Origin of the sequence: Bradyrhizobium sp. CIR48, assembly GCF_014198315.1 — a bacterium.
Classification (GTDB): domain Bacteria; phylum Pseudomonadota; class Alphaproteobacteria; order Rhizobiales; family Xanthobacteraceae; genus Bradyrhizobium.
Map to the genome: position 1 here is coordinate 320,611 of NZ_JACIHG010000011.1, position 24,755 is coordinate 345,365.

The 24,755-nt window shown below is 64.2% G+C and carries 27 protein-coding genes, 1 tRNA gene and 1 pseudogene; 19 read left to right on the forward strand and 10 right to left on the reverse strand.

From position 1 onward, the window contains the following. Nucleotides 1-535 precede the first annotated feature (535 nt). The gene (locus GGD66_RS31230; RefSeq protein ID WP_183260218.1) at nt 536-1,342 is read right to left on the reverse strand and encodes a hypothetical protein; all 807 of its coding nucleotides are present in this window, start codon (nt 1,340-1,342) and stop codon (nt 536-538) included. A 105-nt stretch (nt 1,343-1,447) separates the two neighbouring features. Further along, on the reverse strand, nt 1,448-2,146 hold the full coding sequence (locus tag GGD66_RS31235; RefSeq protein WP_183260220.1) for a hypothetical protein: 699 nt from the start codon (nt 2,144-2,146) through the stop codon (nt 1,448-1,450). A 490-nt stretch (nt 2,147-2,636) separates the two neighbouring features. Here GGD66_RS31235 and GGD66_RS41195 point away from each other — a divergent pair, with 490 nt between their 5' ends. Then, a complete protein-coding gene (locus GGD66_RS41195; protein WP_210321724.1) occupies nt 2,637-2,870 on the forward strand; it encodes a hypothetical protein in 234 nt (77 codons plus the stop codon). A gap of 248 nt (nt 2,871-3,118) precedes the next feature. Then, a complete protein-coding gene (locus tag GGD66_RS41705; RefSeq protein ID WP_246789049.1) occupies nt 3,119-3,403 on the forward strand; it encodes an excisionase in 285 nt (94 codons plus the stop codon). Here GGD66_RS41705 and GGD66_RS42260 read toward each other — a convergent pair. Further along, nucleotides 3,400-3,789 (reverse strand): hypothetical protein, encoded by a 390-nt coding sequence (locus tag GGD66_RS42260; RefSeq protein ID WP_312014206.1) that lies wholly within the window; start codon nt 3,787-3,789, stop codon nt 3,400-3,402. The genes GGD66_RS41705 and GGD66_RS42260 overlap by 4 nt on opposite strands. Here GGD66_RS42260 and GGD66_RS42265 point away from each other — a divergent pair. Next, nucleotides 3,715-4,272, forward strand: a pseudogene (locus GGD66_RS42265) (tyrosine-type recombinase/integrase); the annotation flags it as partial. The gene GGD66_RS42260 and the pseudogene GGD66_RS42265 sit on opposite strands and share 75 nt — an antisense overlap. 171 nt (nt 4,273-4,443) lie before the next feature. Here GGD66_RS42265 and GGD66_RS31245 read toward each other — a convergent pair. Next, a tRNA-Pro gene (locus tag GGD66_RS31245) sits at nt 4,444-4,520 on the reverse strand. A gap of 68 nt (nt 4,521-4,588) precedes the next feature. Between GGD66_RS31245 and GGD66_RS31250 the strand changes: the two genes are divergently transcribed. The 6 genes from GGD66_RS31250 to GGD66_RS31275 all read left to right on the forward strand — a co-directional run bounded on the left by GGD66_RS31250 (nt 4,589) and on the right by GGD66_RS31275 (nt 10,562). After that, entirely contained in the window at nt 4,589-5,578 is a 990-nt protein-coding gene (locus tag GGD66_RS31250; protein ID WP_183260222.1) for an L-threonylcarbamoyladenylate synthase, read from the forward strand. Between the two features lie 79 nt (nt 5,579-5,657). Next, the gene (locus GGD66_RS31255) at nt 5,658-7,085 is read left to right on the forward strand and encodes an FAD-binding oxidoreductase (RefSeq protein ID WP_183260225.1); all 1,428 of its coding nucleotides are present in this window, start codon (nt 5,658-5,660) and stop codon (nt 7,083-7,085) included. Next, the gene (locus GGD66_RS31260; protein ID WP_092262496.1) at nt 7,082-7,525 is read left to right on the forward strand and encodes a GNAT family acetyltransferase; all 444 of its coding nucleotides are present in this window, start codon (nt 7,082-7,084) and stop codon (nt 7,523-7,525) included. Before GGD66_RS31255 ends, GGD66_RS31260 begins: the two co-directional genes overlap by 4 nt. A gap of 10 nt (nt 7,526-7,535) precedes the next feature. Next, on the forward strand, nt 7,536-8,117 hold the full coding sequence (locus tag GGD66_RS31265) for an NUDIX domain-containing protein (RefSeq protein WP_092262493.1): 582 nt from the start codon (nt 7,536-7,538) through the stop codon (nt 8,115-8,117). A 286-nt stretch (nt 8,118-8,403) separates the two neighbouring features. Further along, the gene (locus tag GGD66_RS31270) at nt 8,404-9,333 is read left to right on the forward strand and encodes a glycine reductase (RefSeq protein ID WP_092262485.1); all 930 of its coding nucleotides are present in this window, start codon (nt 8,404-8,406) and stop codon (nt 9,331-9,333) included. A gap of 35 nt (nt 9,334-9,368) precedes the next feature. Next, nucleotides 9,369-10,562 (forward strand): CaiB/BaiF CoA-transferase family protein, encoded by a 1,194-nt coding sequence (locus GGD66_RS31275; protein WP_092262482.1) that lies wholly within the window; start codon nt 9,369-9,371, stop codon nt 10,560-10,562. 116 nt (nt 10,563-10,678) lie between these two features. On the opposite strand, the gene GGD66_RS31280 is transcribed toward GGD66_RS31275, so the two are convergent. Next, on the reverse strand, nt 10,679-11,443 hold the full coding sequence (locus GGD66_RS31280; RefSeq protein WP_183238650.1) for an SOS response-associated peptidase: 765 nt from the start codon (nt 11,441-11,443) through the stop codon (nt 10,679-10,681). Between the two features lie 63 nt (nt 11,444-11,506). Between GGD66_RS31280 and GGD66_RS31285 the strand changes: the two genes are divergently transcribed. The 4 genes from GGD66_RS31285 (at nt 11,507) to GGD66_RS31300 (ending at nt 13,633) form a co-directional block, all read left to right on the forward strand. Then, nucleotides 11,507-12,007, forward strand: a complete 501-nt coding sequence (locus tag GGD66_RS31285; RefSeq protein WP_018323385.1) for a hypothetical protein — start codon at nt 11,507-11,509, stop codon at nt 12,005-12,007. A gap of 49 nt (nt 12,008-12,056) precedes the next feature. Continuing rightward, nucleotides 12,057-12,491, forward strand: coding sequence for an NUDIX hydrolase (locus GGD66_RS31290; protein WP_092262476.1), 435 nt, complete (start codon nt 12,057-12,059; stop codon nt 12,489-12,491). A gap of 208 nt (nt 12,492-12,699) precedes the next feature. Next, entirely contained in the window at nt 12,700-13,077 is a 378-nt protein-coding gene (locus tag GGD66_RS31295; RefSeq protein WP_018323383.1) for a TIGR02301 family protein, read from the forward strand. 289 nt (nt 13,078-13,366) lie between these two features. Continuing rightward, nucleotides 13,367-13,633: a hypothetical protein gene (locus GGD66_RS31300; RefSeq protein WP_018323382.1), complete on the forward strand. Its 267-nt coding sequence runs from the start codon at nt 13,367-13,369 to the stop codon at nt 13,631-13,633. A gap of 192 nt (nt 13,634-13,825) precedes the next feature. Here GGD66_RS31300 and GGD66_RS31305 read toward each other — a convergent pair whose 3' ends face one another. The 5 genes from GGD66_RS31305 to GGD66_RS31325 form a co-directional block, all read right to left on the reverse strand. Further along, a complete protein-coding gene (locus GGD66_RS31305; RefSeq protein WP_092262473.1) occupies nt 13,826-14,146 on the reverse strand; it encodes a cupredoxin domain-containing protein in 321 nt (106 codons plus the stop codon). Nucleotides 14,147-14,156: 10 nt separating this feature from the next. Next, complete coding sequence (locus tag GGD66_RS31310) at nt 14,157-14,690, reverse strand: DUF4142 domain-containing protein (RefSeq protein ID WP_177237512.1); 534 nt, start codon at nt 14,688-14,690, stop codon at nt 14,157-14,159. 88 nt (nt 14,691-14,778) lie between these two features. Beyond that, nucleotides 14,779-15,471 (reverse strand): RNA polymerase sigma factor, encoded by a 693-nt coding sequence (locus tag GGD66_RS31315; protein WP_177237511.1) that lies wholly within the window; start codon nt 15,469-15,471, stop codon nt 14,779-14,781. Nucleotides 15,472-15,575: 104 nt separating this feature from the next. After that, nucleotides 15,576-16,442, reverse strand: a complete 867-nt coding sequence (locus GGD66_RS31320; RefSeq protein WP_183260227.1) for a sulfurtransferase — start codon at nt 16,440-16,442, stop codon at nt 15,576-15,578. Between the two features lie 178 nt (nt 16,443-16,620). After that, on the reverse strand, nt 16,621-17,955 hold the full coding sequence (locus GGD66_RS31325) for a dihydroorotase (protein WP_183260230.1): 1,335 nt from the start codon (nt 17,953-17,955) through the stop codon (nt 16,621-16,623). Nucleotides 17,956-18,056: 101 nt separating this feature from the next. Here GGD66_RS31325 and GGD66_RS31330 point away from each other — a divergent pair, with 101 nt between their 5' ends. From GGD66_RS31330 to GGD66_RS31355, 6 genes are all read left to right on the forward strand, one after another. Further along, entirely contained in the window at nt 18,057-18,932 is an 876-nt protein-coding gene (locus GGD66_RS31330) for a folate-binding protein YgfZ (RefSeq protein WP_183260232.1), read from the forward strand. Then, a complete protein-coding gene (locus tag GGD66_RS31335) occupies nt 18,929-19,555 on the forward strand; it encodes a DNA-3-methyladenine glycosylase I (RefSeq protein WP_092262461.1) in 627 nt (208 codons plus the stop codon). The genes GGD66_RS31330 and GGD66_RS31335 overlap by 4 nt, the downstream gene beginning before the upstream one ends. Then, a complete protein-coding gene (locus tag GGD66_RS31340; protein WP_183260234.1) occupies nt 19,552-20,166 on the forward strand; it encodes a YfbR-like 5'-deoxynucleotidase in 615 nt (204 codons plus the stop codon). The genes GGD66_RS31335 and GGD66_RS31340 overlap by 4 nt, the downstream gene beginning before the upstream one ends. 131 nt (nt 20,167-20,297) lie before the next feature. Beyond that, on the forward strand, nt 20,298-20,804 hold the full coding sequence (locus tag GGD66_RS31345; RefSeq protein WP_018323373.1) for a tyrosine phosphatase family protein: 507 nt from the start codon (nt 20,298-20,300) through the stop codon (nt 20,802-20,804). A 226-nt stretch (nt 20,805-21,030) separates the two neighbouring features. Continuing rightward, nucleotides 21,031-21,999 (forward strand): NrtR DNA-binding winged helix domain-containing protein, encoded by a 969-nt coding sequence (locus GGD66_RS31350; RefSeq protein WP_183260236.1) that lies wholly within the window; start codon nt 21,031-21,033, stop codon nt 21,997-21,999. A gap of 50 nt (nt 22,000-22,049) precedes the next feature. Then, nucleotides 22,050-24,752, forward strand: a complete 2,703-nt coding sequence (locus tag GGD66_RS31355; RefSeq protein ID WP_183260239.1) for a DUF2339 domain-containing protein — start codon at nt 22,050-22,052, stop codon at nt 24,750-24,752. The last annotated feature ends 3 nt before the right edge of the window (nt 24,753-24,755 follow it).

Below are 24,755 nucleotides of genomic sequence, written 5' to 3' on the forward strand. Positions count from 1 at the left end.
AACCGCCCCTCCAAATTGCGTTTGACCGCGTTGATCGAATTCACGGTTAGTGGAGGCGGAAAGTTATGTCACGAGACTCTACCGTGTATTCCGGGCATCCAGAGTAATCGCACGCCGGTGTGAGTCTGAGGCAGCACTGATTTCGAAAAACAAAGCTTGAGCGTTCGAAACCACGGAATCAAGCAACAGTCGCGTGGCTCTTCCTATTAGAGAATGAAATATTGACGAGCTCGAATGTGTAGAAAGGTCTGGTATCGTGCATCGCCGCAGCAAAATTAGTGCGCTTGTCGTCTACTCAGAAAGCCATGCTGACAGTTTACATTATACACTGCAGGGCGACGACGCCCCTCAACTCGCTTCTGAGAGCCTTCTAATAGGCGAGCCGAGCAAGTCCAGTCGCGGACAGGTCCGTTACTGGCATGTCGTCCGCGACTGGCTCTTGCTTTCAGCCATGGTCTGACAGGAGGACTGGTCAGTGTCCACGACCAGGATTCTGCTCAGCCGTGGACCGGTCCGTCACAAGAGTCTTCACTGCTTAACGAAGTTTCATCGCAGGAAAGGATGGATCGTCACCATGCCGGATCATCCGGCCGAGGAAGCCCTGTCGATCCAGGAGAATCGCGAGTTCTGCCTGGTGATGCACTGCCAGTTCGTCCTCTTTCGTATCTGCGTTGCCACGGGAATCCGTAGATGGCATTCGATTCTTGAAGCGCGCCTTGAAGGTATAAGTGGCGGTGGTCACCAAGTCTTTGTCACGGGTCTTCTGAGAGGTGACGACCACGGGCCTTTCAACGTCCCCACTTTTTGGGTAGTGGCGACGGAAGGTACCTTCAACTAGAGCTTTCCCTCCTCCGCTAAGAAGAAGATATAGATGAGGGCACCATCTCGCAGAGCGGCCATCGTCAAAGTGCTTGAGGTCGTAATCGATGCCGCCCAGGACTACTGGCGCGCTTATTGGGCCTCGACCAATTTGTTTACGTACGCGATCTTTAAGCCTGTCACAGTTGAAGCCGTCGAGATGACCGAGGTCGAACAGGTCTGGCGGTACAATGCTGACCGTAAACCAGAACTCTGGGTCGCGGGCCATGTATTCGGCCAGCGTTGAGCCCCACCAGCGGCGGAAGGCGCGCAGGCAGACTGGACACCCGGCCGAACGGCATCTGAAAAAACCGCATTCAATTAGACGTTCGGCGAGGGCGCGGCCAGGCTCTCCATATTCGGGAAGAACACTGATCAAGCGGCGGCGCCGGTCGTGAGCTTCACTCAGCGTCTCGAATTTTTTCAGATGTTTTGCAGGATCGTAGTCTTCGTTGATATCGGCGGAGTAGAAGTTGAATTTCATGTGATCTCAGAGTGACCAAGAGTTAAGATGGGAGTCGATCCATCCGACGCGGCACTAAAACGAGCGGTGCCAAGGTTCGCTTAAAGCGAACCTTGGCACGCGCCATCATTCCCCCCAGTCGTCTTCGTCCTCTTCGTGCTCGCCCGAACTACTCAAAGGGGTTATCTGCCGAACTTCGATGGTCGGCCGCCCACCGGTTGGGACACGAACAAGGCCGATAATTTCTATCTCTGTGCTATCGGCGAGGCGGTCCAATTTAGCCCTGAGTTTTGGCGGCAGACCAACTTGAACCTGCCTATCAAACACATTTTTCTGCTCTTTCCGGTGCCCTGCGTCAGAATGATCCGCTTCGCCCTGCTCTGCAGTATTGGACCCAGGTGCGATAGGCGGTGATTTCCTGCGTGGATCGTTGATAGCTGCCAGCCCAGCGAGTTTCTGGATGCCGCCATGCTTCTGTAGGGCTTCAGGGATGTTGTTGACCGAAACTCCAATTTGCTCGACCAAGTACCGGAGGGCGCGCGCCGCTTTTGAGGCTTTCTTGCGAGCCTCCTCCGACTTGGCGCCCGTGATGAAGATCATTGCGGCATAAACGACGTCCGATTTTTGTCCAACGCTCTTCAGAAACTGATCCTTGCGCTCGCGGTCAGCCTCGATCGCCATCGCAATCTTCATTGCGTCCGCGAACATCTCGTACAGAGCTAGCCGGTAGCGCTGATCAACCCGCCGGTATTCCTCCTTGATATGGTCAAGGCGGTCTAGCAGTTCATCGTATGAGTGCGGTGTGGCAACTAGTTCTTGGGACATAGGCTCACGTCTCCTTACTTTGTGTAAGCAAAACGCCAGCCGGCACTTCGTCATTCGCGCAGCTTAGATGCTACTCGATTGATTGAATCCTAGATCGGAATCGCTTTTTGACGCGCCTCGCGCATGACTGCGCTGCCACGAATTCAGCAATAGGCGCATCAAAGGTCTAACATGGAGCCCGGTATTGGACCGGCACACCCTGCTTCGTCCGCTTTCCGACCATTGAGCAATTTCGATGCTAGGACGAACCCGGCATCGGCTTTTTGGTTTTATAGGCCCTATAATATGCTGTCAATAACATTTTTATGTGCTATGGTGCGACATGAGAACCCCCTTAACGCCTCGTCTTCTGACGGCACAGGAGTGTGCAATCCTGCTGCTGCGTCTGATTGAGCTTCGAAATCAGGAAGGTACGCCGACTAGCCGCGTACGTCTCTCTGATCTCACGTTACGCCGCTTATGGGGGCGCCATCGCCTGGATAGAGAATTCGTGGAGGAAGTTCAGGAGTGGTTGTTTCGAGGTGGATGGACAATTTTTTTTGCGGGCTCCACATACGCAGCCATCAAGACATCAGCAGTGCTCAATTGGTCCCGCCTATCGTCGAAGCGATTGTTTGAGGAAGTCGGCACTGACGACTTGAGGTTCATTCAAAATGACGACTTTGATTTCGCCCGGCATGCGCGCTTGCTTGCAAGTGAAGCTGACATTTACGATAGCGACTGAGCGCGCGAGCTTCGCCGAGCTGATGATCTATTGATCCCTGCTCGTAGCTAACATATCTTACAAGTACACACGGTTATCCGGTGTTTCGACCTTTCTCTCCCACTCAGTCTTAGGACGAGTCACGTGAAACAATCGCCGCTGGTACCGGCGACTGAGCACGTCAAATGGAGTCGAGTCTCGAGAACGTAGCGTCTGACGCACCTCTGCGCCTATCAACTGCAGCCAAATTGGCCTTTCCCGACGGATCAATGACTGCATCAGGATTGCGGCGCGAAGCCATGCGCGGTCGCCTGTGCGTGGAGCGTATTGCCGGAAAAGACTACACCACCCTGGAAGCCATCAATGAAATGAGGAAACTATGCCGCGTCCAAGCAAGGGAGCTCGGCTCTACAAACGCAAGCCCAGATATAGAGACGGCAAGGTCGTCCACCAAGCTGTCTGGATCATCAAAGACGGCAATCGCCATATCGCCACAGGATGCGTTGCGAGCACGTCTGAAAAAAAGCCGCCAGCAAAAGCGGAGCAAGCCCTAGCAGACTACATCGCTCGTAAGTATCAACCCGAACGGCGCCGCCAAGATATTGAGGACATCGATTGTGCTGATGTCCTCTCGATTTATCTGACAGACATTGGCGAGCCCGGCGACCAGTTCGAGATCGAGGCCCGAATTGAGCGACTCAACGAGTATTGGGGTGGCAAGAAGCTGGCGCAGGTTAATGCCCAGACTTGTGCAGGCTACACCAAGCATCGTGGCAGTCCGGGTGGTGCTCGCCGCGACCTTGAGACACTGCGCGCCGCGATCAATCACCATGCAAAGGAAGGCTTTCACCGCGGCGTAGTGCGAGTGTCGCTCCCTCCCAAAGGTGAGGCCCGCGACCGATGGCTGACTCGCAAGGAGGCCGCAGCGTTGCTTTGGCATTGTTGGAGGTATCGCGAGAAGCAGACGATCCACTCGGGAACGTCAAAGGGCGGCCCGGTCGCCACGCACCGAAGGCCTCTGCGTCATATCGCGCGGTTTATCTTGATCGGCCTGTATACTGGCACTCGTGCAGGCGCGATCGCATCGGCGTCGCCATATGCGACAACTGGGCGTTCGTACGTGGATCTCGAGCGCGGCATTTTTTATCGTAAGGCCATTGGCAAGCGCGTGACAAAGAAGCGACAGACGCCAGCCCCCATCCCGCCTCGGCTGCTCACCCACCTTCGGCGTTGGTGGAACCGTAAGCTGATCACAGAGTGCTTTGTTGAGTTCAACGGCAAGCCGGTAGCTTCGGTGAAAAAGGGCTTCAAGACCGCCGTAGGGCTTGCCCGCCTCCCCGGGAGGGTCACACCCCACACCCTGCGCCATACCGCTGCGACGTGGCTCATGCAGCGTGGCGTGCCAATCTGGGAGGCGGCAGGGTTCCTGGGCATGTCACCCGAAGTCCTGCAGGACACCTATGGCCATCACCACCCGGACTTCCTCCAGGGAGCAGCCGCGGCCATTGGCCAAAAGAGCCGATACGTTCCGGTGGCCGAAACGGTGGTCAACTTGACCGAGGATCGAAATCAGAAGAAAAAGCCTAATGATTTCTGGTCGGAGTGGCAGGATTCGAACCTGCGACCCCTGCGTCCCGAACGCAGTGCTCTACCGGGCTGAGCCACACTCCGACAAGAAGGCGGCTTATAGCGTCGGGTTTGGCGCACCGCAAGCGGCCGGCATGAGGAATTTTGTCCCTGTGAAAACGGATCTTGAAACGCTGATTTTACCGGCCGGCGCGGCCGGCGCCGAGGCTGCGGGCCGCACGCTGGCCGCCGGCGGGCTGGTCGCGTTTCCGACCGAGACCGTCTACGGGCTCGGGGCGGATGCGGCCAATGCCGCCGCGATCGCCCATCTCTACGCCGCCAAGGGGCGGCCGGCCTTCAATCCGCTGATCGCCCATGTCCCGGACATCGCCGCCGCGCGGCGGATCGGCCTGTTCGACGCGCGCGCCCTGAAGCTCGCGGAAGCGTTCTGGCCGGGACCGCTGACGCTGGTGGTGCCGAAGACGGAGGGCTGCCCGGTGGCCGATCTCGCCACCGCGGGCCTCGACACGGTTGCGATTCGCATTCCCGCGCACCCGGTGGCGCAGGCAATCCTCCGCGCTTTCGGCGGCGCCGTGGTGGCGCCGTCCGCCAACATCTCCGGCCATGTCTCGCCGACGCTGGCGGCCCATGTCGAGAGCGACCTTGCAGGGCGGATCGACCTGATCGTCGATGGCGGGCCCGTTATGGTCGGCGTGGAATCGACCATCGTCGGCTGCTTCGATGCGCCGATGCTGCTGCGGCCCGGCGGGCTGTCGCGCGAGCGGATCGAGGCGGTGCTGGGCGCGCCCCTGGCGCGGCCGCCGGTGGAGGCCGAGAGCGACGACAGCCAGCCGCTGGCGCCGGGCATGCTGGCCTCGCATTACGCGCCGCGCGCCCATGTGCGGCTTCGCGCGCAGGACGTTGCGCCCGGAGAAGCGCTGCTGGCGTTCGGCTCTGAGCGCCTGCACGGCGTCGATGCGGCCGTCGCCGTCATGAATCTGTCGCCCACCGGTGATCTCGATGAAGCCGCCGCCAATCTATTCGGCTATCTTCGCAGCCTCGACGTGAAGAGCCCGCGGGGGATTGCGGTGATGGCGATTCCCGAGGAAGGACTTGGCGAAGCGATCAATGACCGGCTGCGCCGGGCTGCGGTGGCAAGATAGCGCATGATCCGGAAAAGTGCGCAGCGGTTTTCCGATAAGACCATGCGCAAGAGACAAGAGTGGAAGTAGAGACGAGACAATGAATATCAATAAGCCTGCGATCCCTCCACTTGCGCCCGAGCTGATCGAACAATTCCGCAAGATCGTCGGCGAGCGCCATGCGATCACCGATGCGAACGACATCGAGCCTTACGTCACCGAGGAGCGCAATTTGTTTCACGGCCGCTCGCCGCTGGTGCTGCGTCCGGGCTCGACGGCGGAGGTTTCCGAAATCTGCAAGCTCGCCTCCGCGCATAAAATCGCGCTGGTGCCGCAGGGCGGCAACACCGGGCTGGTCGGTGGCCAGACGCCGCACAATGGCGAGGTGGTGGTGTCGCTGCGACGCCTGGACAAGATCCGCGAGGTCGACACCGCCTCCAATACCATGACCTGCGAGGCCGGCGTGGTGCTGCAGATCGCGCAAGCGAAGGCGGCTGAGGTGGACCGGTTGTTTCCGCTCTCGCTCGGCGCGGAAGGAAGCTGCACCATCGGCGGCAATCTCTCCACCAATGCCGGCGGCACCGCCGCACTCGCCTATGGCGTGGCGCGCGAGATGGCGCTGGGGCTCGAGGTCGTGCTCGCCGACGGGCGCGTGCTCAACGTGCTGTCGAAGCTGAAAAAGGACAACACCGGCTACAATCTGCACAATCTCTTCATCGGCGCCGAAGGCACGCTTGGCATCATCACGGCGGCGACGCTGAAACTGTTTCCAAAGCCGCGGGCGGTCGAGACCGCCTATGTCGGGCTGAAGTCGCCGGCGGCGGCGCTGAAGCTGCTGACCATCGCGCAGAGCGAGGCCGCCAATGCGCTGACGAGTTTTGAACTATTGTCGGAGATGGCGGTCGATTTCTCGGTGCGACACGGCATCGACGTGCGCGATCCGCTCGCAGAGAAGCATCCCTGGTACGTGCTGATGGAATTGTCGTCCCCCGGCGACGACGCCCGCACGCCGCTGGAGACGATCCTCGCCCGCGCCATGGAAGAGGAGATCGTCGACGACGCCGTGATCGCGGCCAACCTTACCCAACGCAACGGCTTCTGGAAGCTGCGCGAGGAGATGTCGTCGGCACAGAAGCCGGAGGGCGGCTCGATCAAGCACGACATCTCGGTGCCGATCGCCGCCGTGCCCGATTTCATCGAGGAAGCGAATGCTGCCGTGGTGAAGCTGATCCCTGGGGCGCGTCCGGTGCCGTTCGGCCATCTCGGCGACGGCAATCTGCATTACAATGTCAGCCAGCCGATCGGCGCCGACACCGCGGATTTTCTGGCGCGCTGGCACGACATGAACGCCGTCGTGTTCGAGATCGTGCTGCGCATGGGCGGATCGATCTCGGCCGAGCACGGCATCGGCGTGCTCAAGCGCGACGAGCTGCCTGACGTCAAGGACAAGACCGCGATCGAGCTGATGCGCGCCATCAAGGCGATGCTCGATCCGCTCGGCATCATGAATCCGGGGAAGGTGCTGTGACCGCTCTTGCGATCGACGCGATCGGGGATGCGGATGTCGAGGAGGTTGTCGCGCTGTGGCAGCGCTGCGGCCTGACGCGTCCCTGGAATGACCCGCATGCCGACATCGCGCTGGCGCGGCGGCGCGACAATTCCACCGTGCTGATCGGCCGCGATGGCGGCGCGATCGTGGCGACCGTCATGGTCGGCCATGACGGCCACCGCGGCTGGGTCTATTACGTCGCGGTCGATCCCGACGGCCGCAAGCGCGGCCATGGCCGCGTCATCATGGCCGCGGCCGAGGACTGGCTGCGCGCGGCGGGAATTTCGAAGCTGCAACTCCTCGTCCGCCGCGAGAACGCGCAGGCCAATGCGTTCTACGGCTCGCTGGGCTTCGAGCTATCGACATCCGTGATGTTCCAGAAGTGGCTCGACGGCCGCGCGACCACGCCAAGCAACTGAGATCAAGCAAATGACCATTTCCGACCGCGTCCGCATCAAGGACGTCCGCGTGCTCTCGGACGGCTGGACCACGCTGAAGAACACCACGTTCGAGTACCGGCGCGCCAGTGGCGAGTGGCAGACGCAGCACCGCGAGACCTATGAGCGCGACAACGCCGCCGCCGTGCTGCCGTATAACCGCGCTGGGCGTACCGTGATCCTGGTGCGCCAGTTTCGCCTGCCGGCCTTCATCCGCGGCTACGACGATCTCCTGATCGAAGCCGCCGCCGGCGTGCTTGACAACGCCGAGCCCGAAGAGCGCATCCGCGCCGAGGCCGAGGAGGAGACCGGCTACCGCCTGCACCACGTCCACAAGGTGTTCGAGGCCTTCATGAGCCCCGGCGCCATCACCGAAAAACTCCATTTCTTCGTCGCCGAATACGAGCCTTCGATGCGTGTCAGCGACGGCGGCGGCCTCGAGCACGAGGGCGAGGACATCGAGGTGCTGGAGCTCTCGATCGACGAGGCCCTGGCGATGATCGCCGACGGCCGCATCATCGACGCCAAGGCGATCATGCTGCTGCAATATGTGGCACTGCACGTGTTCAAGTGACTTACCCTCCCCTGGAGGGGGAGGGTCGATCGCGCGAAGCGCGAGCGGGGTGGGGTGATCTCTCCACTCGGGCACTGTTGGATGTGGTGAGACCGTCACCCCACCCCGTCTCACATTTTCGCTGCGCTCAATGTGAGCCGACCCTCCCCCTCCAGGGAGGGGTAAGTGGCACCGCGCGTGCCGCACCATCGTCATCTGCAATTCAGGCCTGCATCTCCCCTCCCCCCGTTGAGCAACCCCAAAACTATCTCTAATCTGTCGCCAACCAAGAACCAGGAGACGCGCCATGTCCGCGCCGCGCGACGACGAATTCGGCTTTGCGCCCGATTACGACTCCCCCGTCCCCTACATGCAGCGCACCCGCGATTATTACGCGGCGATTGGCTACACCACCGCGTATCGCTGGGCGCATTACACCGAGGCGCCGTTCCAGCCGCTGAAGAAGCCGCTGGCAAAGTCGCGCGTGACCATCATCACGACCGCTGCGCCGTATGATCCCGCCAAGGGCGACCAGGGACCGGGCGCGGCGTACAACGGCAGCGCAAAGTTTTACCAGGTCTATGACGGCGACACGTCGAAAGAGCACGATTTGCGCATCTCGCATATCGGCTACGACCGTAAGCACACCTCGGCGACCGACAACGGCACCTGGTTTCCGCTGCCGCAGCTGTTGAAGGCGTCCGCCGCCGGCCGCATCGGCGAGGTCGCCCCGCGCTTCTTCGGCGCGCCGACCAACCGCAGCCATCGCGTCACGCTCGACACCGACGCACCGGACATCCTGGCGCGCTGCCTTGCGGACAAGGTTGACGTCGCGGTGCTGGTGCCGAACTGCCCGGTCTGCCACCAGACCACGGCGCTGGTGGCGCGGCATCTCGAGGCCAACGGCATTCCGACCGTGGTGATGGGCTGCGCCAAGGACATCATCGAGCACGCCGCCGTGCCGCGCTTCCTGTTCTCCGACTTCCCGCTCGGCAATTCCGCCGGCAAGCCACACGACGTCGCCTCGCAGGCGCAGACGCTGGAACTGGCGCTCAAGCTGCTGGAGAGCGCGAGCGGCCCGCAAACGACGATGCAGTCGCCGTTGCGCTGGAGCGAGGACGCCTCCTGGAAGCTCGACTACAACAACGTCGCGCAGCTGTCGCCGGAAGAGCTGGCCCGCCGCCGCGCCGAATTCGACAAGCAGAAGGAGATCGCGCGCGGCAACCGCGCCGCCTGACGTCCTCCGACAAAAACAAACAAGGGGAGAGCGACGTGACGCGACCGTTCGAGGGCGTGAAGATCCTGGATTTCACGCAAGTGCTGGCCGGCCCCTATGCCAGCTACCAGCTCGCGCTGCTGGGCGCCGATGTCATCAAGGTCGAGCGGCGCGAAGGCGAGGACATGCGCCGCACCCCGCTCAGCCGCGAATGGGCCGACCGCGGCCTCGCGCCGGCGTTCCAGGCCGTCAACGGCAACAAGCGCAGCCTGACGCTCGATCTGCAGAAGCCGGAGGCGATCGCGATCGTGAAGAAGCTCGCGGCATCGGTCGACGTCGTCATGGAGAATTTCCGTCCGGGCGTGATGGACAAGCTCGGCATCGGCTACGAGGCACTGTCGGCGATCAATCCAAAACTGATCTATTGCGCGGTCTCAGGCTTCGGCCAGACCGGCCCGGATCGCCTGCGGCCCGGCTATGACGGCAAGATGCAGGCGCTGTCAGGCATCATGGCAATCACCGGCCATCCCGAGACGGGACCGACGCGCGCGGGCTTTGCGGTGTGCGACGTGCTGTCGGGCGCCACGGCCGCGTTCGGCGTGTCGAGCGCGCTGTATCAGCGCGACCGCACCGGCAAGGGCCAGCTCATTGATGTCTCCATGCTGGAGGCGACGATGGCGTTTCTGTCGGGACAGATCGCGGACTGGTCGGTCGCCGGCCATCGCCAGACACTCTCGGGCAACCAGGCCGTGAGCCGCAGGACCACGGCGAATTTGTTCAAGTGCGGCGACGGCCACATCCTGCTCGCCGTCAACAACGAGAAGCAGTACCGCGCGCTGATGAGCGCGCTCGGCCGCGAGGACACGCTGAGCGACCCGCGCTTTGCCGACTGGTTTTCGCGCAACGAGAACGAGCCGGCGCTGCGCGCCATCATCGAAGCGGCGCTCGCGGCCAGGCCGGCGCGCGAATGGGAGACGATCCTGGAAGACGCCGGCGCGCCCTGCGCGAGCATCTGGAAGGTCGAGGAGGTGATCGACCATCCGCAGATCAAGGCGCGCGGCGCGATCCAGCAGCTGGACACGCAATACGGCCGCCTGCGCTTTGCCGGCAGCGGCTTCAAGCTCGCCCATGGCGGCGGCAGGCTCGACCGGATGGCGCCGGAGCTCGGCGCGGATACGGACGCGGTGCTGGGCGAGCTCGGATTCGATGCGGCTGAGATCGCGGCGCTGCGGGCAAGGGAGATTGTTTAGAACTCCGCTGTCGTAGGGTGGGCAAAGGCGCAACGCGCCGTGCCCACCAATCCATCCGTTTCCTTCGGTGAGTGATCGTGGGCACGCTTCGCTTTGCCCACCCTACGGCGGCAGAGCTAGAACAACGACCCCTGCCCGTCATCGGCCGGCCCGGCCGCCGCCTTCCGCGCTGCCTTCTTTGGTTTCGCCGCCTCGGCTTCCGCCGCCATCTCCTCCGCGCTGATCGGCAGCAGCAACTGATCGTCGTCATTAGCGACGCGGTTGACGCGGGTGGAGACCGGGTGCCAGGCAAACTCGCCGATGCGCGGCGCGGTCATCAGCGGCAGGATGGCATCGACCTCGTCGCCCCTGATGTCGAGCCAGCGCTCGAAATCGCGCTCGCTGATGGTGACGGGTACGCGGTCATGCAGCGCGGCGAGATCCTCGCCCGCCGCAGCCGTGACGATCGCGACCGTGTCGAGCTCCTCGCCGTTCGGCCCGGCCCAGGTCTCGAACAATGCGGCAAAGCCGAGCGGCGCACCGTCGGCGCGGTGGATGAAGAAGGGCTGCTTGCGGCCGTCCTCCACCTTCCATTCGTAATAGCCATCGGCCGGGATCAGGCCGCGGCGCCGGCGAATCGCGCGTTTGAAGGCGGGCTTCTCCAGCACCGTCTCGGAGCGGGCATTGATCAGGAGCGTAAAGCCCTTGGGGTCCTTGACCCAGCCCGGCAGCAATCCCCAGCGCATCAGGCGGAAATGGCGCGCGCCATTCTCCATCAACACGACCGGAATCGGTTGTGTCGGGGCGACATTGTACCGGGGCGGGAAGTTGGGCTGCTCGACATAGCCGAACAGTTGCCGCAAAGCCGCGGGGGCCGAAGTTATGACGAAGCGTCCACACATCCCAGGGTGTCTATATAGGGTCCGTTCAGGTCCTTTTAACCCCGAACGTTAACACTGCGGCAGATGAGCTCAACGGCCTCCCAACCCGCGCGGACGCATGCACAGACGGGCCCCGAGGCCGCCGACTGGGCCGAACGGCTGCGCGTGGCCAATATCAACCCGCGGACCGGGCTTGCCACCGACTATCTCAACCATTTCAATGAAGCCGTGATGCTGCTGGAAATGGTTCCGGACATGCCGGAATGCGCGGAAGATTTTTTGACCTGGTCGCCGCTGTCCTATGCCGAGCATTTCACGGCGTCGAACTTCAAGGCGCGGGATCTGGCTATCGAGGCCTATGAGAAGGCCAACCCCAACGTGCGCGCCCAGTTCGACCACATCACCGATACCATGACCTCGATCCTGACCGCGGTCGGCTCGGCCATGCGCGAGGTCGAGAAGGACACGACCCGCGTCCGCCTCGCCGAGCAGGCCACGCTCTGGGTCAAGCCGCTGATCGCCGCCTGCGGCGGCATCATCAATGGCGGGGCGGAAGCCGACGTCGACACCATCATGGCGAACTGAGCCAACTCCTTTAAGAATTAGGTCCTTTAAGAATTAGGTCCTTTGAGAAATGGCTTCGGTTATCCAGCCCACCCATCCCCAGCTCGCCGTCAGCGCCGCGATTTTCCGCGACGGCAAGGTGCTTTTGACCCGCCGCGCCCGCTCGCCCGCCAAGGGCTTCTATTCGCTCCCGGGCGGCCGGGTCGAATTCGGCGAATCGCTGCATCAGGCCCTGAGCCGCGAGGTCGACGAGGAGACCGGGCTCGACATCGCAATCGTCGGCCTCGCCGGCTGGCGCGAGGTGCTGCCGGCGACGGCTGGCGCCGGCCATTATCTGATCATGTCGTTTGCCGCCCGCTGGGTGGCCCGGGAGCCGGTCCTGAACGACGAGCTCGACGACTACCGCTGGATCGCCCCCGACGTTCTGGCGGGCCTCGGAGACCTCAAGCTGACCGGGGGGCTGGACGAGGTCATCCAGTCCGCCGCGCGGCTCGTAATAACCTGAAGCCAGCTCCGGGCTCCGCTGCACCTCTTCCGCTTGCGGGGGAGGTCGACGCGCTTGCAAGAGCGCGGCGGGTGGGGCCTTTCTCCTCTTGGGGGTTCTCGCCCGCGGCGACACCCCCTCCCCAGCCCTCCCCCGCAAGCGGGAGAGGGAGCGTACCGCCCTCGCGTCGCCTTGCGTCAACAGCCTCGAAGAGGCATACACCCCGCCGATGTCCACGCGATTTCTGGCCATTTTTGCCCTGATTCTCGCCTGCGCCTCCGGACCCGCGAGGGCCCAGGACGGGGCGGCGCCGTTTGACGGCGATTTGCAGCGGCTGGCGGAGATCCTCGGCGGGCTGCACTATCTGCGCGGCATCTGCGGGTCCAACGAGGGCAACAAATGGCGCAACGAGATGCAGGCGCTGATCGATGCCGAAACCCCCTCCGGGGAGCGCCGCACCCGCATGATCGCCGGCTTCAACCGCGGCTATAACGGCTTTCAGCAGACCTATCGGAGCTGCACGCCGGCGGCGACGGTGGCGATCCGCCGCTATATCGAGGAAGGCTCGAAGATCTCGCGCGATCTGACGGCGCGCTACGCGAACTGAGCTCTCACCAACTGCACTCTCAGCCGTAACTCCTCATCCTGAGGAGCGCGGAACGCGCGTCTCGAAGGATGGAAGGCCCAGCTGCGGCAGCGGGGCCTTCCATGGTTCGAGACGGCGCTGACGCGCCTTATCACCATGAGGATTGGGGCAGTCGGTGGAACCCTGTCATCGACTTTGTTCACAGCCGTTAACCGTTCTTAAAGATGTGGCCTAGCGGTCGTTAATGTGCGTGCTACACCTCTCGCACAGCGCATCGCCGTGGATCGCGCCCCAGCCCTGATCGAGTTTCATGAGCCAGCCGATTTCCTACGCCCCCGACCGCGCGCCGCTGCCCGATCACGAGCAGAAGCAGGCCGCACTGAGCTATCTCAACGAGGCCTGGGCCGAAGCGCGCCATGAGGGCGTCGACGGCGACTGCCTGGCGCAGGCGAGCTTGTTTGCGGCCTTCGCCGAGCTCGTCGGGACCTATGGCGAGGACGCGGTCGCCAAGTTCGTCGAGGGTTTTCCGGGTCGCATCCGCAACGGCGAGTTCTCGGTCACGCTCGCAAGGCAGTGAGCTTTCCGCGAAAATGACCCCGCCACGCGGGCGGGGCCAGTCAACGGATGAATGACTTTGCGAACGGATTTGGCGAAAGCCTTCGCGAAGTCTGCCGCGTTTATCGCACGGAAGCCGCTTGCCGCCGACAAGCATTAGTCTCGCGGCGGCCGGGAGATGTTCCCGCGGCGATCAGGAACCTGCTCCCTCCCCTCACGGCTCGACCTTGAGCGTCGCTTTCATGTTGGGATGATAGCGGCAGTAATAGTCGATCACTCCCGTCTTCTTCAGAACCGATGTCGCCGATTTCTTCGGCGGCAATGTCACGTCGAAGTCGCCGTTCTTCGCCGTGGCCGTGTGGGCGAAGACGTCCTTGTTGACCCAGGTAATGGTATCGCCGATCTTCGCCGATACCTCGGCCGGAGCAATCACGAGATTGTCCATCGTGATCTCGATCGTCGCGGCGTGTGCCGGCGCGACCATCGCCGCAAGGACAAGTGCTATGGCGATCGAAGCCAGTCGCTCCGGCATCATTGCCACTCCCCTATTTCAGCTCTGCCGCGACGTGCTCGGCGTGCTGCTGGTGTCCCTGGAAGATCTTCAGGCCCGTCTGTAGCAGGCTCTTCAGCTCGGCATTGTTCGCGGACGGGATCAGCTGGGTCTCCAGCGCGCCGTTGACCGCCTTGTGGTAGGCGACCTCGTTGGCGACGTAGGCCTTGTCGAAGGCGGCGCCGTCCAGCTTGTCGAGCTCGGCCAGCTTGTCGCTCGCCTGCTTCGACAGCGTCTTGCTGGTGTCGTTATCCTCCGGCGTGACGTTCAGCTTCTTGACCAGCGCCAGCGCCTGCTTGTTGACGGCCTCGTGGTCGCGCAGCATGTCCTCGGCAAATGCCTTGACGTCCTTGCTCTTCGCCTTCTTCTGCGCCTGCTTGGCGGCGTTGATGTCGATCACGCCGGCGGTGTAGGCGATGTGGGCGATCTGAGGATCGGTGGGCTTGTCGGCTGCGCCGGCGCTTTGCAGCAGCGCGGGACTCGACAACAGAATGGCCGCGGCGATCGCCGCGCTCCGTCGGGTGAACATGGCTCGATGCTCCTGTGGTGCCGGACGTTGGCCGGCGCGTTGCTTCACAGGGATTGGATGGGTGTTTTGCGCGAACGTTCCCGAAAAATCATGAGCCGATGCCAAGGCGCCTGAGCACCGCCTCCGTCAGGCACTCGCAGCGCTGTCCGGCGAACGGAAACGCGTCCATCACGACGGGGCCGATCTTCTTCTCGACGTTCTCGCGCAGCAGGGTGCGCGCACGGTGCAACCGCGTCTTGACGGTCTCGGGCCTGATGCCGAGCAGTTCGGCCGTCTCCTCCATGCTCATGGCCTCCATCACCCGCGCGATGAAGACCATGCGGAAGGCATCGGGCAATTCATCGACCGCGTGTTCGACGACACGCTGGATCTCGCGTTGGGCCATGGATTTTTCCGGATCGGTTGCGGCGGACGAAAGGGGAAACTGGATGATCTGTGCTTCCAGCGTTGCCTCCGGCACCGATCCCAGCTCGACCTGCGGCTTCCGACTGCGCAAGCGCCCGAGCGCCTCGTTGATCGCAATGCGCGACAACCAGGTCGACAGCGCGGCTTCACCCAGAAAGCCATCGAGATGCGTGAAGGCGCGGACATAGGTTTCCTGCACTACGTCCTCGGCCTCGCTGTCGCTGCGCAATATCCCGCGCGCGAGGCGATAGAGCCTGCGATTGTTGGCCTGCATGATCTCGCGGAGCGCAGCCTCGTCACGGCGCCGCGCGCGCTCGATCAGCTCGACTTCCGATGTCCTGACGCCGGCGGACAGGCCGGCTGCGGTCCCTGGCATGGCGGGCACCTTATCTCCATTGGTTCCGGACATTGGATGCAAACCAAGGAAAAAAGTTCCTGACTTTCTTACCCTCCCCTCCAGGGGAGGTAAGAGCCGCCCACCTAATCCGTCTCGATCGGGAGCGAAAGGTCCCGTGCCCATTCGCCCATCGAGCCGTCGTAGAGCGTCAGCTTGTCGTAGCCGAGCTGCGTCAGCAGCAAGAGGTTGATCGTCGCCGAGATGCCGCCGCCGCAATAACAGATCACGGTCTTGTCGCGCGTGACGCCCTGGGCGACGAACTTTGCTTCCGCATCCGCAAGACTTGTCAGCGTCTTGTCGGCATTGACGAGCGATGGGGCGGGAACGTTGATACTGCCCGGCACGCGGCCCGGCCGGCCGTAGCGGCTCGGCTCGAGGCCTTGGTGAAATTGCGGCAAGAGAGCGTTGACGATTGCCGTCGAGGGATCACCGATCCGTGCCTTCACGACATTCTTGTCGACGAAGAAGCCCGCGCGCGGCGTGGCCTTGAAGGTCGTGGCCGGATAGCCTTTCGGTGCGCCCGTCTCGACTGGACGTCCCTCCTCCTTCCATTTGTCGAAGCCGCCGTCGAGCACCAGCGCATCGACGCCGAGCGAACGCAGCATCCACCAGAACCGCGTCGACCACATCATCGTGCCGATGCTGTAGAGCACGATGGTCTTGCTCGCATCGAGGCCATGGCGGCCGAAGGCGGCCTCCAACTGGCCGACATCAGGCATCATGAAGAGGGGGCGCGCGGAGGTGTCGGCGAACTCGCCTTGCAGGTCGAGGAAATCGGCGCCGGGGATGTGGCCTGCGGCGAAGGTCTTGTCGCCGGGGACTGCGCGATACGGTACGTCACTGCCCGGCGGCACCGGCTCGTTGTAGGTCGTGCAATCGTAGAGGCGCAGGTTGGGATCGCCGAGGATGGCGGCAAGTTGTTCGGTGGCGATGAGGGCACTTTGGCTCATTGGATAGTCTCCCATCATACGCATACTATCCCCGTCACCCCGAGGTGCCGGAGCGTAGCGGAGGCCTCGAAGGGCACGGCCGCTAGCGGGGCCGCTCATCCTTCGAGGCTTGCCATGCAATGCGAGAGCATTGCATGGCAAGCACCTCAGGATGACGGATCACAACGAGCGCGGCAAGCTACTGCTTCAGCGTCTCCAGAAACCGCACCGGCTCGCCCTGCGCGGGCGTGACCAGCTCGCCCTGCCACATCACGCGGCGGCCGCGGACGAAGGTGCCGACGGGCCAACCGGTGACGCGCAACCCGTCATAGGGGGTCCAGCCAGCTTTCGACGCCACCCATTTGTTGGTGATGGTCTCGCTGCGCTTCAGATCGACGACCGTGAAATCGGCGTCGTAGCCGGCGGCGATGCGGCCCTTGCAGGCCATGTTGTAGAGGCGCGCGGGGCCGGCGCTGGTGAGATCGACGAAGCGCGCCAGAGAAAGCCGGCCCGCATTGACGTGATCGAGCATCAGGGGGACCAGCGTCTGCACGCCGGTCATGCCGGAGGGCGAAGCCGGATAGGTCTTCTGCTTCTCCTCCAGCGTATGCGGGGCGTGGTCGGAGCCGAGCACGTCGATGATGCCCTGCTCGATGCCGCGCCAGATGCCGGCGCGGTGATCGGCGCCGCGCACGGGCGGGTTCATCTGCGCGAGCGTGCCGAGCCGCTCGTAGCATTCGGGCGCAGCCAGCGTGAGGTGGTGCGGCGTCGCCTCGCAGGAGGCGACGTCCTTGTGGTCGCGCAAGAACTCGATCTCTTCCTTGGTCGAGATATGCAGCACGTGGATGCGCTTTCCGGTCTCGTGCGCGAGCTTGACCAGGCGCTGCGTTGCCATCAGCGCCGCGGTCTCATCGCGCCACACCGGATGCGAGCGCGGGTCGCCCTCGATGCGCAGCGATTTGCGGTCGTTGAGGCGGTATTCGTCCTCGGCATGGAAGGCCGCGCGGCGGCGGATCACCTGGAAGATGCGGCGCAGGCTTTCGTCGTCCTCCACCAGCAGCGCGCCGGTCGAGGAGCCGATGAACACCTTGACGCCGGCACAGCCAGGCGCACGTTCGAGCACCGGCAGGTCCTGCACGTTCTCACGCGTGCCGCCGATGAAAAAAGCGAAATCGCAATGCATGCGGTGATGGGCGCGCTTCACCTTGTCGGTGAAGGTGGCTTCAGTCACGGTGAGCGGCGAGGTGTTCGGCATCTCGAATACGGCGGTGACGCCGCCCATCACGGCACTGCGCGAACCGGTCTCGAGGTCTTCCTTCTGCTCCAGCCCGGGCTCGCGGAAATGCACCTGCGTGTCCATCACGCCGGGCAGGATGTGCAGGCCCTTGCAGTCGATGACCTCCGCGGCCGAGGCCTGCGACAATGGCCCCAGCTCGGCGATGCGGCCGCCGGTGATGCCGATATCGCGAACATTCGCGCCGTCCTGGTTGACGACGGTGCCGCCTTTGAGGATCACATCGAAACGCTGGGTCATGGCTGAAGGCCCTTCTCATCCCCAAGCGCAGGGCTCGAGGTCTTGTCGTTTATGCCTCGCGGGCTTACGTTCCGGAGCAACATGTCGCAAGAGATTTTCGCATGAAATCAGCGTTTCTTCCCGACCGGGGCGTGGTCAAGGTCGCGGGCGAGGATGCGCGCAACTTCCTCAACGGCCTGGTCACGACCGACCTCGACAGGCTGAAGCCGGGGCTGGGGCGATTCGGCGCGCTGCTGACGCCGCAGGGCAAGATCATCGTGGATTTCCTGATCACGGAAGTCCCCGCAGGTCACGGCGGCGGGTTCCTGATCGACTGCCCCAAAGCACTGGCCGAGAGCTTCGCCACCAAGCTGAAATTCTACAAGCTGCGCGCCAAGGTCACGGTGGAAAACCTTGATCTCGGCGTGCTCGCCGCCTGGGACGGCCAGCCTGCGGCGCAGCCGGACCTCGCCTTCGCTGATCCTCGCAACGAAGCGCTCGGCACCCGCATCCTGATCCCTGAGGATCTCAAACAGAAACTCTCCGACCTCATCGGGGCCGAGCTGGTCGACGCCGCCGAATACGAGGCGCACCGCATCGCGCTCGGCGTGCCGCGCGGCGGGCTTGATTTCATGTACAGCGATGCGTTTCCGCACGAGACCAACATGGACCGTCTTGCCGGCGTCGACTTCGACAAGGGCTGCTATGTCGGCCAGGAGGTCGTCTCGCGCATGCAGCATCGCGGCACCGCGCGTACCCGCAGCGTGAAGGTGCTGCTCGATGGTCCCTCGCCCGAGGCAGGCGCGACCATTCTTGCCGGCGACAAGCCGGTCGGCACCATCGGCTCGACATCCGGCGGCAAGGGCATTGCCCTGGTGCGCATCGACCGTGTCGCAGACGCGCTCGATGCCGGCCAGCCCCTCACCGCAGGCGGCCTCATCTTGAAGCTTGCGGAACCGGACGTCGTTCGCATTCCAGCCAAGCAACCCATCGCATGAGCCGCGCTCCCCGCCTGCATCCCGACGGAAAAACCCGCTGCCCCTGGCCCGGCGATGACCCGTTCTATGTTGCCTATCACGACACCGAATGGGGCGTGCCGGAATATGACGACCGCGCGCTCTACGAAAAGCTGATCCTCGACGGCTTCCAGGCCGGCCTGTCCTGGATCACGATCCTGCGCAAGCGCGACAATTTCCGCAAAGCCTTCGACGATTTCCAGCCGGAGAAGATCGCGCGCTACAATGCCAAGAAGGTGCACGCGCTGATGAACGATGCCGGCATCGTGCGCAACCGCGCCAAGATCGACGGCACGATCGCGAGCGCGAGATCGTATCTCGACATCATGGAGAAGGGTCCCGGCTTCTCGAAACTGCTGTGGGACTTCATGGACGGACGGCCCAAGGTCAATCATTTCAAGACCACCGCGAGCGTGCCGGCCTCGACGCCGCTGTCGGTGCAAATCTCGAAGGATCTGTCCTCGCGCGGCTTCAAATTCGTCGGCCCGACCATCGTCTATGCCTTCATGCAGGCGACCGGCATGGTCAACGACCACCTCGTCGACTGCCACTGTCACGCCAGCTGCAGCAAGTCGCAGCGCAAGCCGCGCCTCAAGGTCAAATGACGGCCAAGAAGACTGCACGCGACGTGGCGTCCCGCGCCTGGCAGCGCATGCTGTCGGGACGGCGGCTCGATCTGCTCGATCCCTCCCCGCTCGACGTTGAGATCGCCGACATCGCGCATGGGCTGGCGCGCGTCGCGCGCTGGAACGGGCAGACCGTTGGCACGCACATCTTTTCGGTCGCGCAGCACACGCTGCTGGTGGAGACCGTGATGCGGCACGAGATGCCGCGGGTCGACCAGCGCATGCGGCTCGCAGCGCTGCTGCATGATGCGCCCGAATATGTCATCGGCGACATGATCTCGCCGTTCAAGGCGGTGCTCGACGGCCATTACAAGGCGGTGGAGAAACGCCTGCTCGGCGCCATCCATGTCCGCTTCGGCCTGCCGCCGGTGCTGCCCGAGGAGATCACGCTGGCGATCAAGGCCGCCGATCGCGGGGCGGCCTATCTGGAAGCGACCGAGCTTGCCGGCTTCAGCGAAAGCGAGGCGCGGCGTCTGTTCGGCAAGGATCCCGGCCTCTCCGACAGCGTCCGGCGCGACTATCTGACGCCGTGGACGGCGGCCCGGGCCGAGAAGCAGTTTCTGGAGCGGTTTGGCGCGGTGTTCGCGTAGGCGCCGTAGGGTAGGCAAAGGCGCGCTTGCGCCGTGCCCACGTCCTTTCGCGTTTGCGACAAAGGTGGTGGGCACGCTCCGCTTTGCCCACCCTACGGCACCGGCTATACTCGGCGGCAAAAAGGTCCCCCATGATCCACGTCTGTTCCCTCGCCGCGCTTCCCGAAACCGTCCGCCTCACCAGGGCCAGCCACGTGCTGACCGTGATGGCCAATGTCGAGCAGGTGGCACGGCCGGTGTCCGTGCTGCCCGCCAACCATCTCAAGGTCTCGATGGACGACATCACCGAGGAGATGGACGGTTTCGTCGCACCGTCCGAGACCCATATCGATCAGGTGCTGAACTTCGTCCGCGGCTGGGACCGCAGTGCGCCGCTGGTGGTGCATTGCTATGCCGGCATCAGCCGCTCCACTGCGAGCGCGTTTGCGGCGGTGTGCGCGCTCAATCCGAACCGCGACGAGCTCGAGATCGCCAGGAAGATCCGCTCGGCATCGCCGATCGCCTCGCCGAACCGGCGCATCGTCGGCCTTGCCGATCGTGCGCTGGGACGCGACGGCCGCATGCTGCGCGCGCTCGACGAGATCGGCCCCGGCGCGATGATGGTCGAGGGCCGCCCCTTCGTGATCGAGCTCGAATGACAGCTGCGCGCCACATCGCAGGTGCGCCCCGTCTCCCGCTTGCGGGAGAGGGTTGGGGAGAGGGTATATCCGCAAGCGAGGACCCCCGTGGGGAGAGAGCCCCCACCCGCCGCGCTCTTCGAGCGCGTCGACCTCCCCCCCAAGCGGGAGAGGTGCAGCGAGTTCGTGGAGAGGCCGGCTCAATCAATCGGCATATTTTTCTCTCAACCCCCGCGATATCAGCCGCATGAGCGAGACGCTGCTGACGCCGATCGAGATCGGCCTGACCGCGGCGATCGTCGCGATCGAGGGGCACGAGCCGCTGATCCTCACCGCGCGCGGCAGTGACGGGCTTGCCGGCCTGCCGTTCGGCCCGTTCGACGCGCTCGCGCACCGCACCTTCGACATCGGCCTGCGCGCCTGGGTCGAGGAACAGGCGGGCTTGCGGCTTGGTTATGTCGAGCAGCTCTACACCTTCGGCGATCGCGGCCGCCATGCCGAGGCCGGCGATACCGGCGCGCATATGGTGTCGATCGGCTATCTCGCATTGACGCGCGCGGTGGACGGCGAGCTTGCAGCCAATGCGGCGAGCTTCGCGCCATGGTATCGCTTCTTCCCGTGGGAAGACCGGCGCGAGGAGCCGCCGGCGATCATCGCCCGCGACATCATTCCCGCGCTGACCGAATGGGCCGCGGAGGAGACGCCGGAGACGACGCGCGCGCTGCCGCGCAGGGATCGCGTGCGGTTCTATTTCGGCCTCGACGGGGCGGCCTGGGACGAGGAGCGGGTGCTCGACCGCTACGAGCTCCTGTACGAGGCCGGGCTGGTCGAGGAGGCGCGGCGCGACGGCCGCCCTGCGGCATTAGCGCGCAAGACGCTTCCCCCGCTCGGGACCTCGATGCAGTTCGATCACCGCCGGATTCTCGCCACGGCGATCGCGCGGCTGCGTGCAAAACTGAAGTATCGTCCTGTCGTCTTTGAACTTTTGCCGCCCGAATTCACACTTACCGAACTGCAGCATACGGTCGAGGCAATCTCAGGCCGGCACCTGCACAAGCAGAATTTCCGCCGCCTGGTCGAAATGGAAGCCCTGGTCGAACCGACCGGGGTGATGTCGACACAGACGGGCGGACGGCCGGCGGCGCTCTATCGCTTCCGGCGTGACGTGCTCCAGGAGCGGCCCGCGCCGGGCTTGCGCGTGCGCTCCCGGCGTTGACCCGACATACTATGTGACCGGCCCCTGCCCGCCGGTCGCCTGGAGGCTTTATGTTCGACGGCCCGTTTGACGTCTTTGCGTGGATCATTGCGATCGCCGCCTTCCTGATCGCGATCAAGGCCTCCAGCCAGGCGGCCGAGCTGCGCCGGCGACTGAATTCGCTCGAAGAGATGTTCTACGCGCAACGGCAGGTGCAGCCGCCGCCGCTCATGCCCGCGCAGGAGCAGGCCCCCGCGCCCGCGACGACGGCCGCCGAGCCGCCGCCGCTTGCGCCCGAAGCCGAACCGGCGCCGCCGCCACTCGTCACCGAAGAGCTTTCACCGCCGCCGCTCGAAGCGAGCCCCGCGGCTGCCGCACCACCTCCAGTGCCGGCTGCTGCGCCCGGCTTCGAGGAGCAGCTCGGCACCCGCTGGGTGGTTTGGATCGGCGGCCTGGCACTGGCGCTCGGCGGCTTCTTCATGGTGCGCTATTCGATCGAGGCCGGTCTGCTCGGCCCCGGCGTGCGCGTGTTCCTGGGCGGCCTGTTCGCAGCTGCGCTGCTCGGGGCCGGCGAGTGGTCGCGGCGCAAGGAAAGCATTTCCAACATCCAGGCGCTGCCGATCGCCAACATCCCGGCGATCCTCACCGCCGCGGGTACGGCGGTGGCGTTCGCGACCATCTATGCCGCCTATGCGCTCTACGGCTTCCTCGTGCCCGCCACCGCCTTCGTGCTGCTCGGCATCGTGGCCATGTGCACGCTCGCCGCCGCGCTGCTGCACGGGCCGGCGCTGGCCGGCCTCGGCGTGGTCGGCGCCTTCGCGACGCCGCTGCTCGTCTCCAGTGGCAAGCCGGACTATTGGGCTCTTTACATCTATCTCGCAATCGTCACCGCCGCGAGCTTCGGCCTCGCGCGCATCCGGCTGTGGCGCTGGCTGGCGGTCACGACGATCGCCTTTGCCGTGCTCTGGATCTTCCCGGGTCTGGATAGCGAAGAGTTGCAGGTCGCGCCGCACGCCTTCCATGTCATCGCAGGCTTCGTGCTCGCCGCGCTGCTCGTCGTCTGCGGCTTCATGTTCGGCCCCAGCATCGAGGACGGCGAGATCGAGCCGGTCTCATCGAGCTCGCTCGGCGCCTACCTGTTCGGCGCCATGCTGATCGTGCTGTCGAGCGCACATGCGGATCTGGCGCTGATCGCGTTCACGCTTCTCGTCGGCGCGACGCTTCTCGTCGCCTGGCGTGCGCCGGCGGCGACCGGCGCGCTCGGTGCGGCCGCAGCGACCGTCTTCATCGTGTTCGCCGAATGGGCGGTGCGCGCCAATCCCGACATGCTGGTGCTGCCGGGCGGCCCCATCGCAGGTGTTGGACCGGCCGCGATCGACAGCTCGGTGACGCTGCATCTGGTGATGGCCGCGATCTTCGCCATCGGCTTCGGCGTTGCGGGCTTCCTCGCGCAGGGCCGCTCCAACTCTGCAATCATTCCCGTGGTGTGGTCGGCCGCAGCCGTCGCCACGCCGATCGCGATCCTCATCGCGCTCTACGCGCGCATCGCCCATCTCGACCGCTCGATCCCGTTCGCGATCCTCGCGGTGCTGCTTGCCGCCGCCTTCGGTGCTGCGACCGAAGCGCTTACACGGCGCGAAACCCGGCCGGGCGTCGCCGTCTCCACCGCCCTGTTCGCGACCGGCACGCTCGGCGCGCTGGCGCTGGCGCTGACCTTCGCGCTGGAGAAGGGCTGGCTCACAATTGCGCTGGCGCTGATGTCGCTCGGCACCGCCTGGATCTCGATGCAGCGGCCGATCCCATTCCTGCGCTGGCTCGCTGCCATCTTCGCCGGCATCGTCACCGCGCGCATTGGCTACGATCCGCGCATCGTCGGCGATGCCGTCGGCACCACGCCGATCTTCAACTGGCTGCTCTGGGGCTATGGCCTGCCGGCGGCCTCGTTCTGGGCCGCGAGCATCTTCCTGCGCCGCCGCGCCGACGATGCGCCGCTGCGCATGGTCGAGACCGCGGCGATCCTGTTCACCGCGCTGCTCGCCTTCATGGAGATCCGGCACTTTGCGACCAATGGCCGGATGACCTCGCCGCCGTCGCTGCTCGAATTCGCCCTGCAGGTCTGCGTCACGCTCGCGATGGCGATCGGGCTGGAGCGCTTGCGGCTGCGCAGCCGCAGCATCGTGCACAATGTCGGCGCGGTCGTGTTGACGGCGATCGGCGGGCTCATCAGCGTGTTCGGCCTCCTGATCCTGGAGAACCCGCTGATCTGGCACATCGACGTCGGCGGCGCCGTGTTCAACCTGCTGCTGCTCGGCTATGCGCTGCCGGCGGTGCTGATGCTGCTGCTGTCCTACGCAGTGGTGGGGATGCGCGGCAAGGTCTACGCCAACACGATTGCGGGCGGCGCGCTGGTGTTCGCGCTCGCCTATGTCACGCTGGAGATCCGCCGCTTCTATCACGGCCCGATCCTCTCCACCGGCGCGACGACGGGCGCCGAACAATACACCTACTCGATCGGCTGGCTCGCCTTCGGCGTGGCGTTGCTGGGGGTCGGCATTCTCGTCAACTCGGAGCGCGCACGGCTGGCCTCGGCTGCCGTCATCGCGTTGACGATCCTGAAGGCCTTCGTCATCGACATGTCGACGCTCACGGGCGTCTACCGCGCGTTGTCGTTCATGTGCCTCGGCGTCGTGCTGGTCGCGATCGGCTGGCTCTACCAGCGCATCCTGTTCCGGCGGCAGGTCGCACCGCCGCCGGCTCCGCAGGCGAGCGCGTAAAGA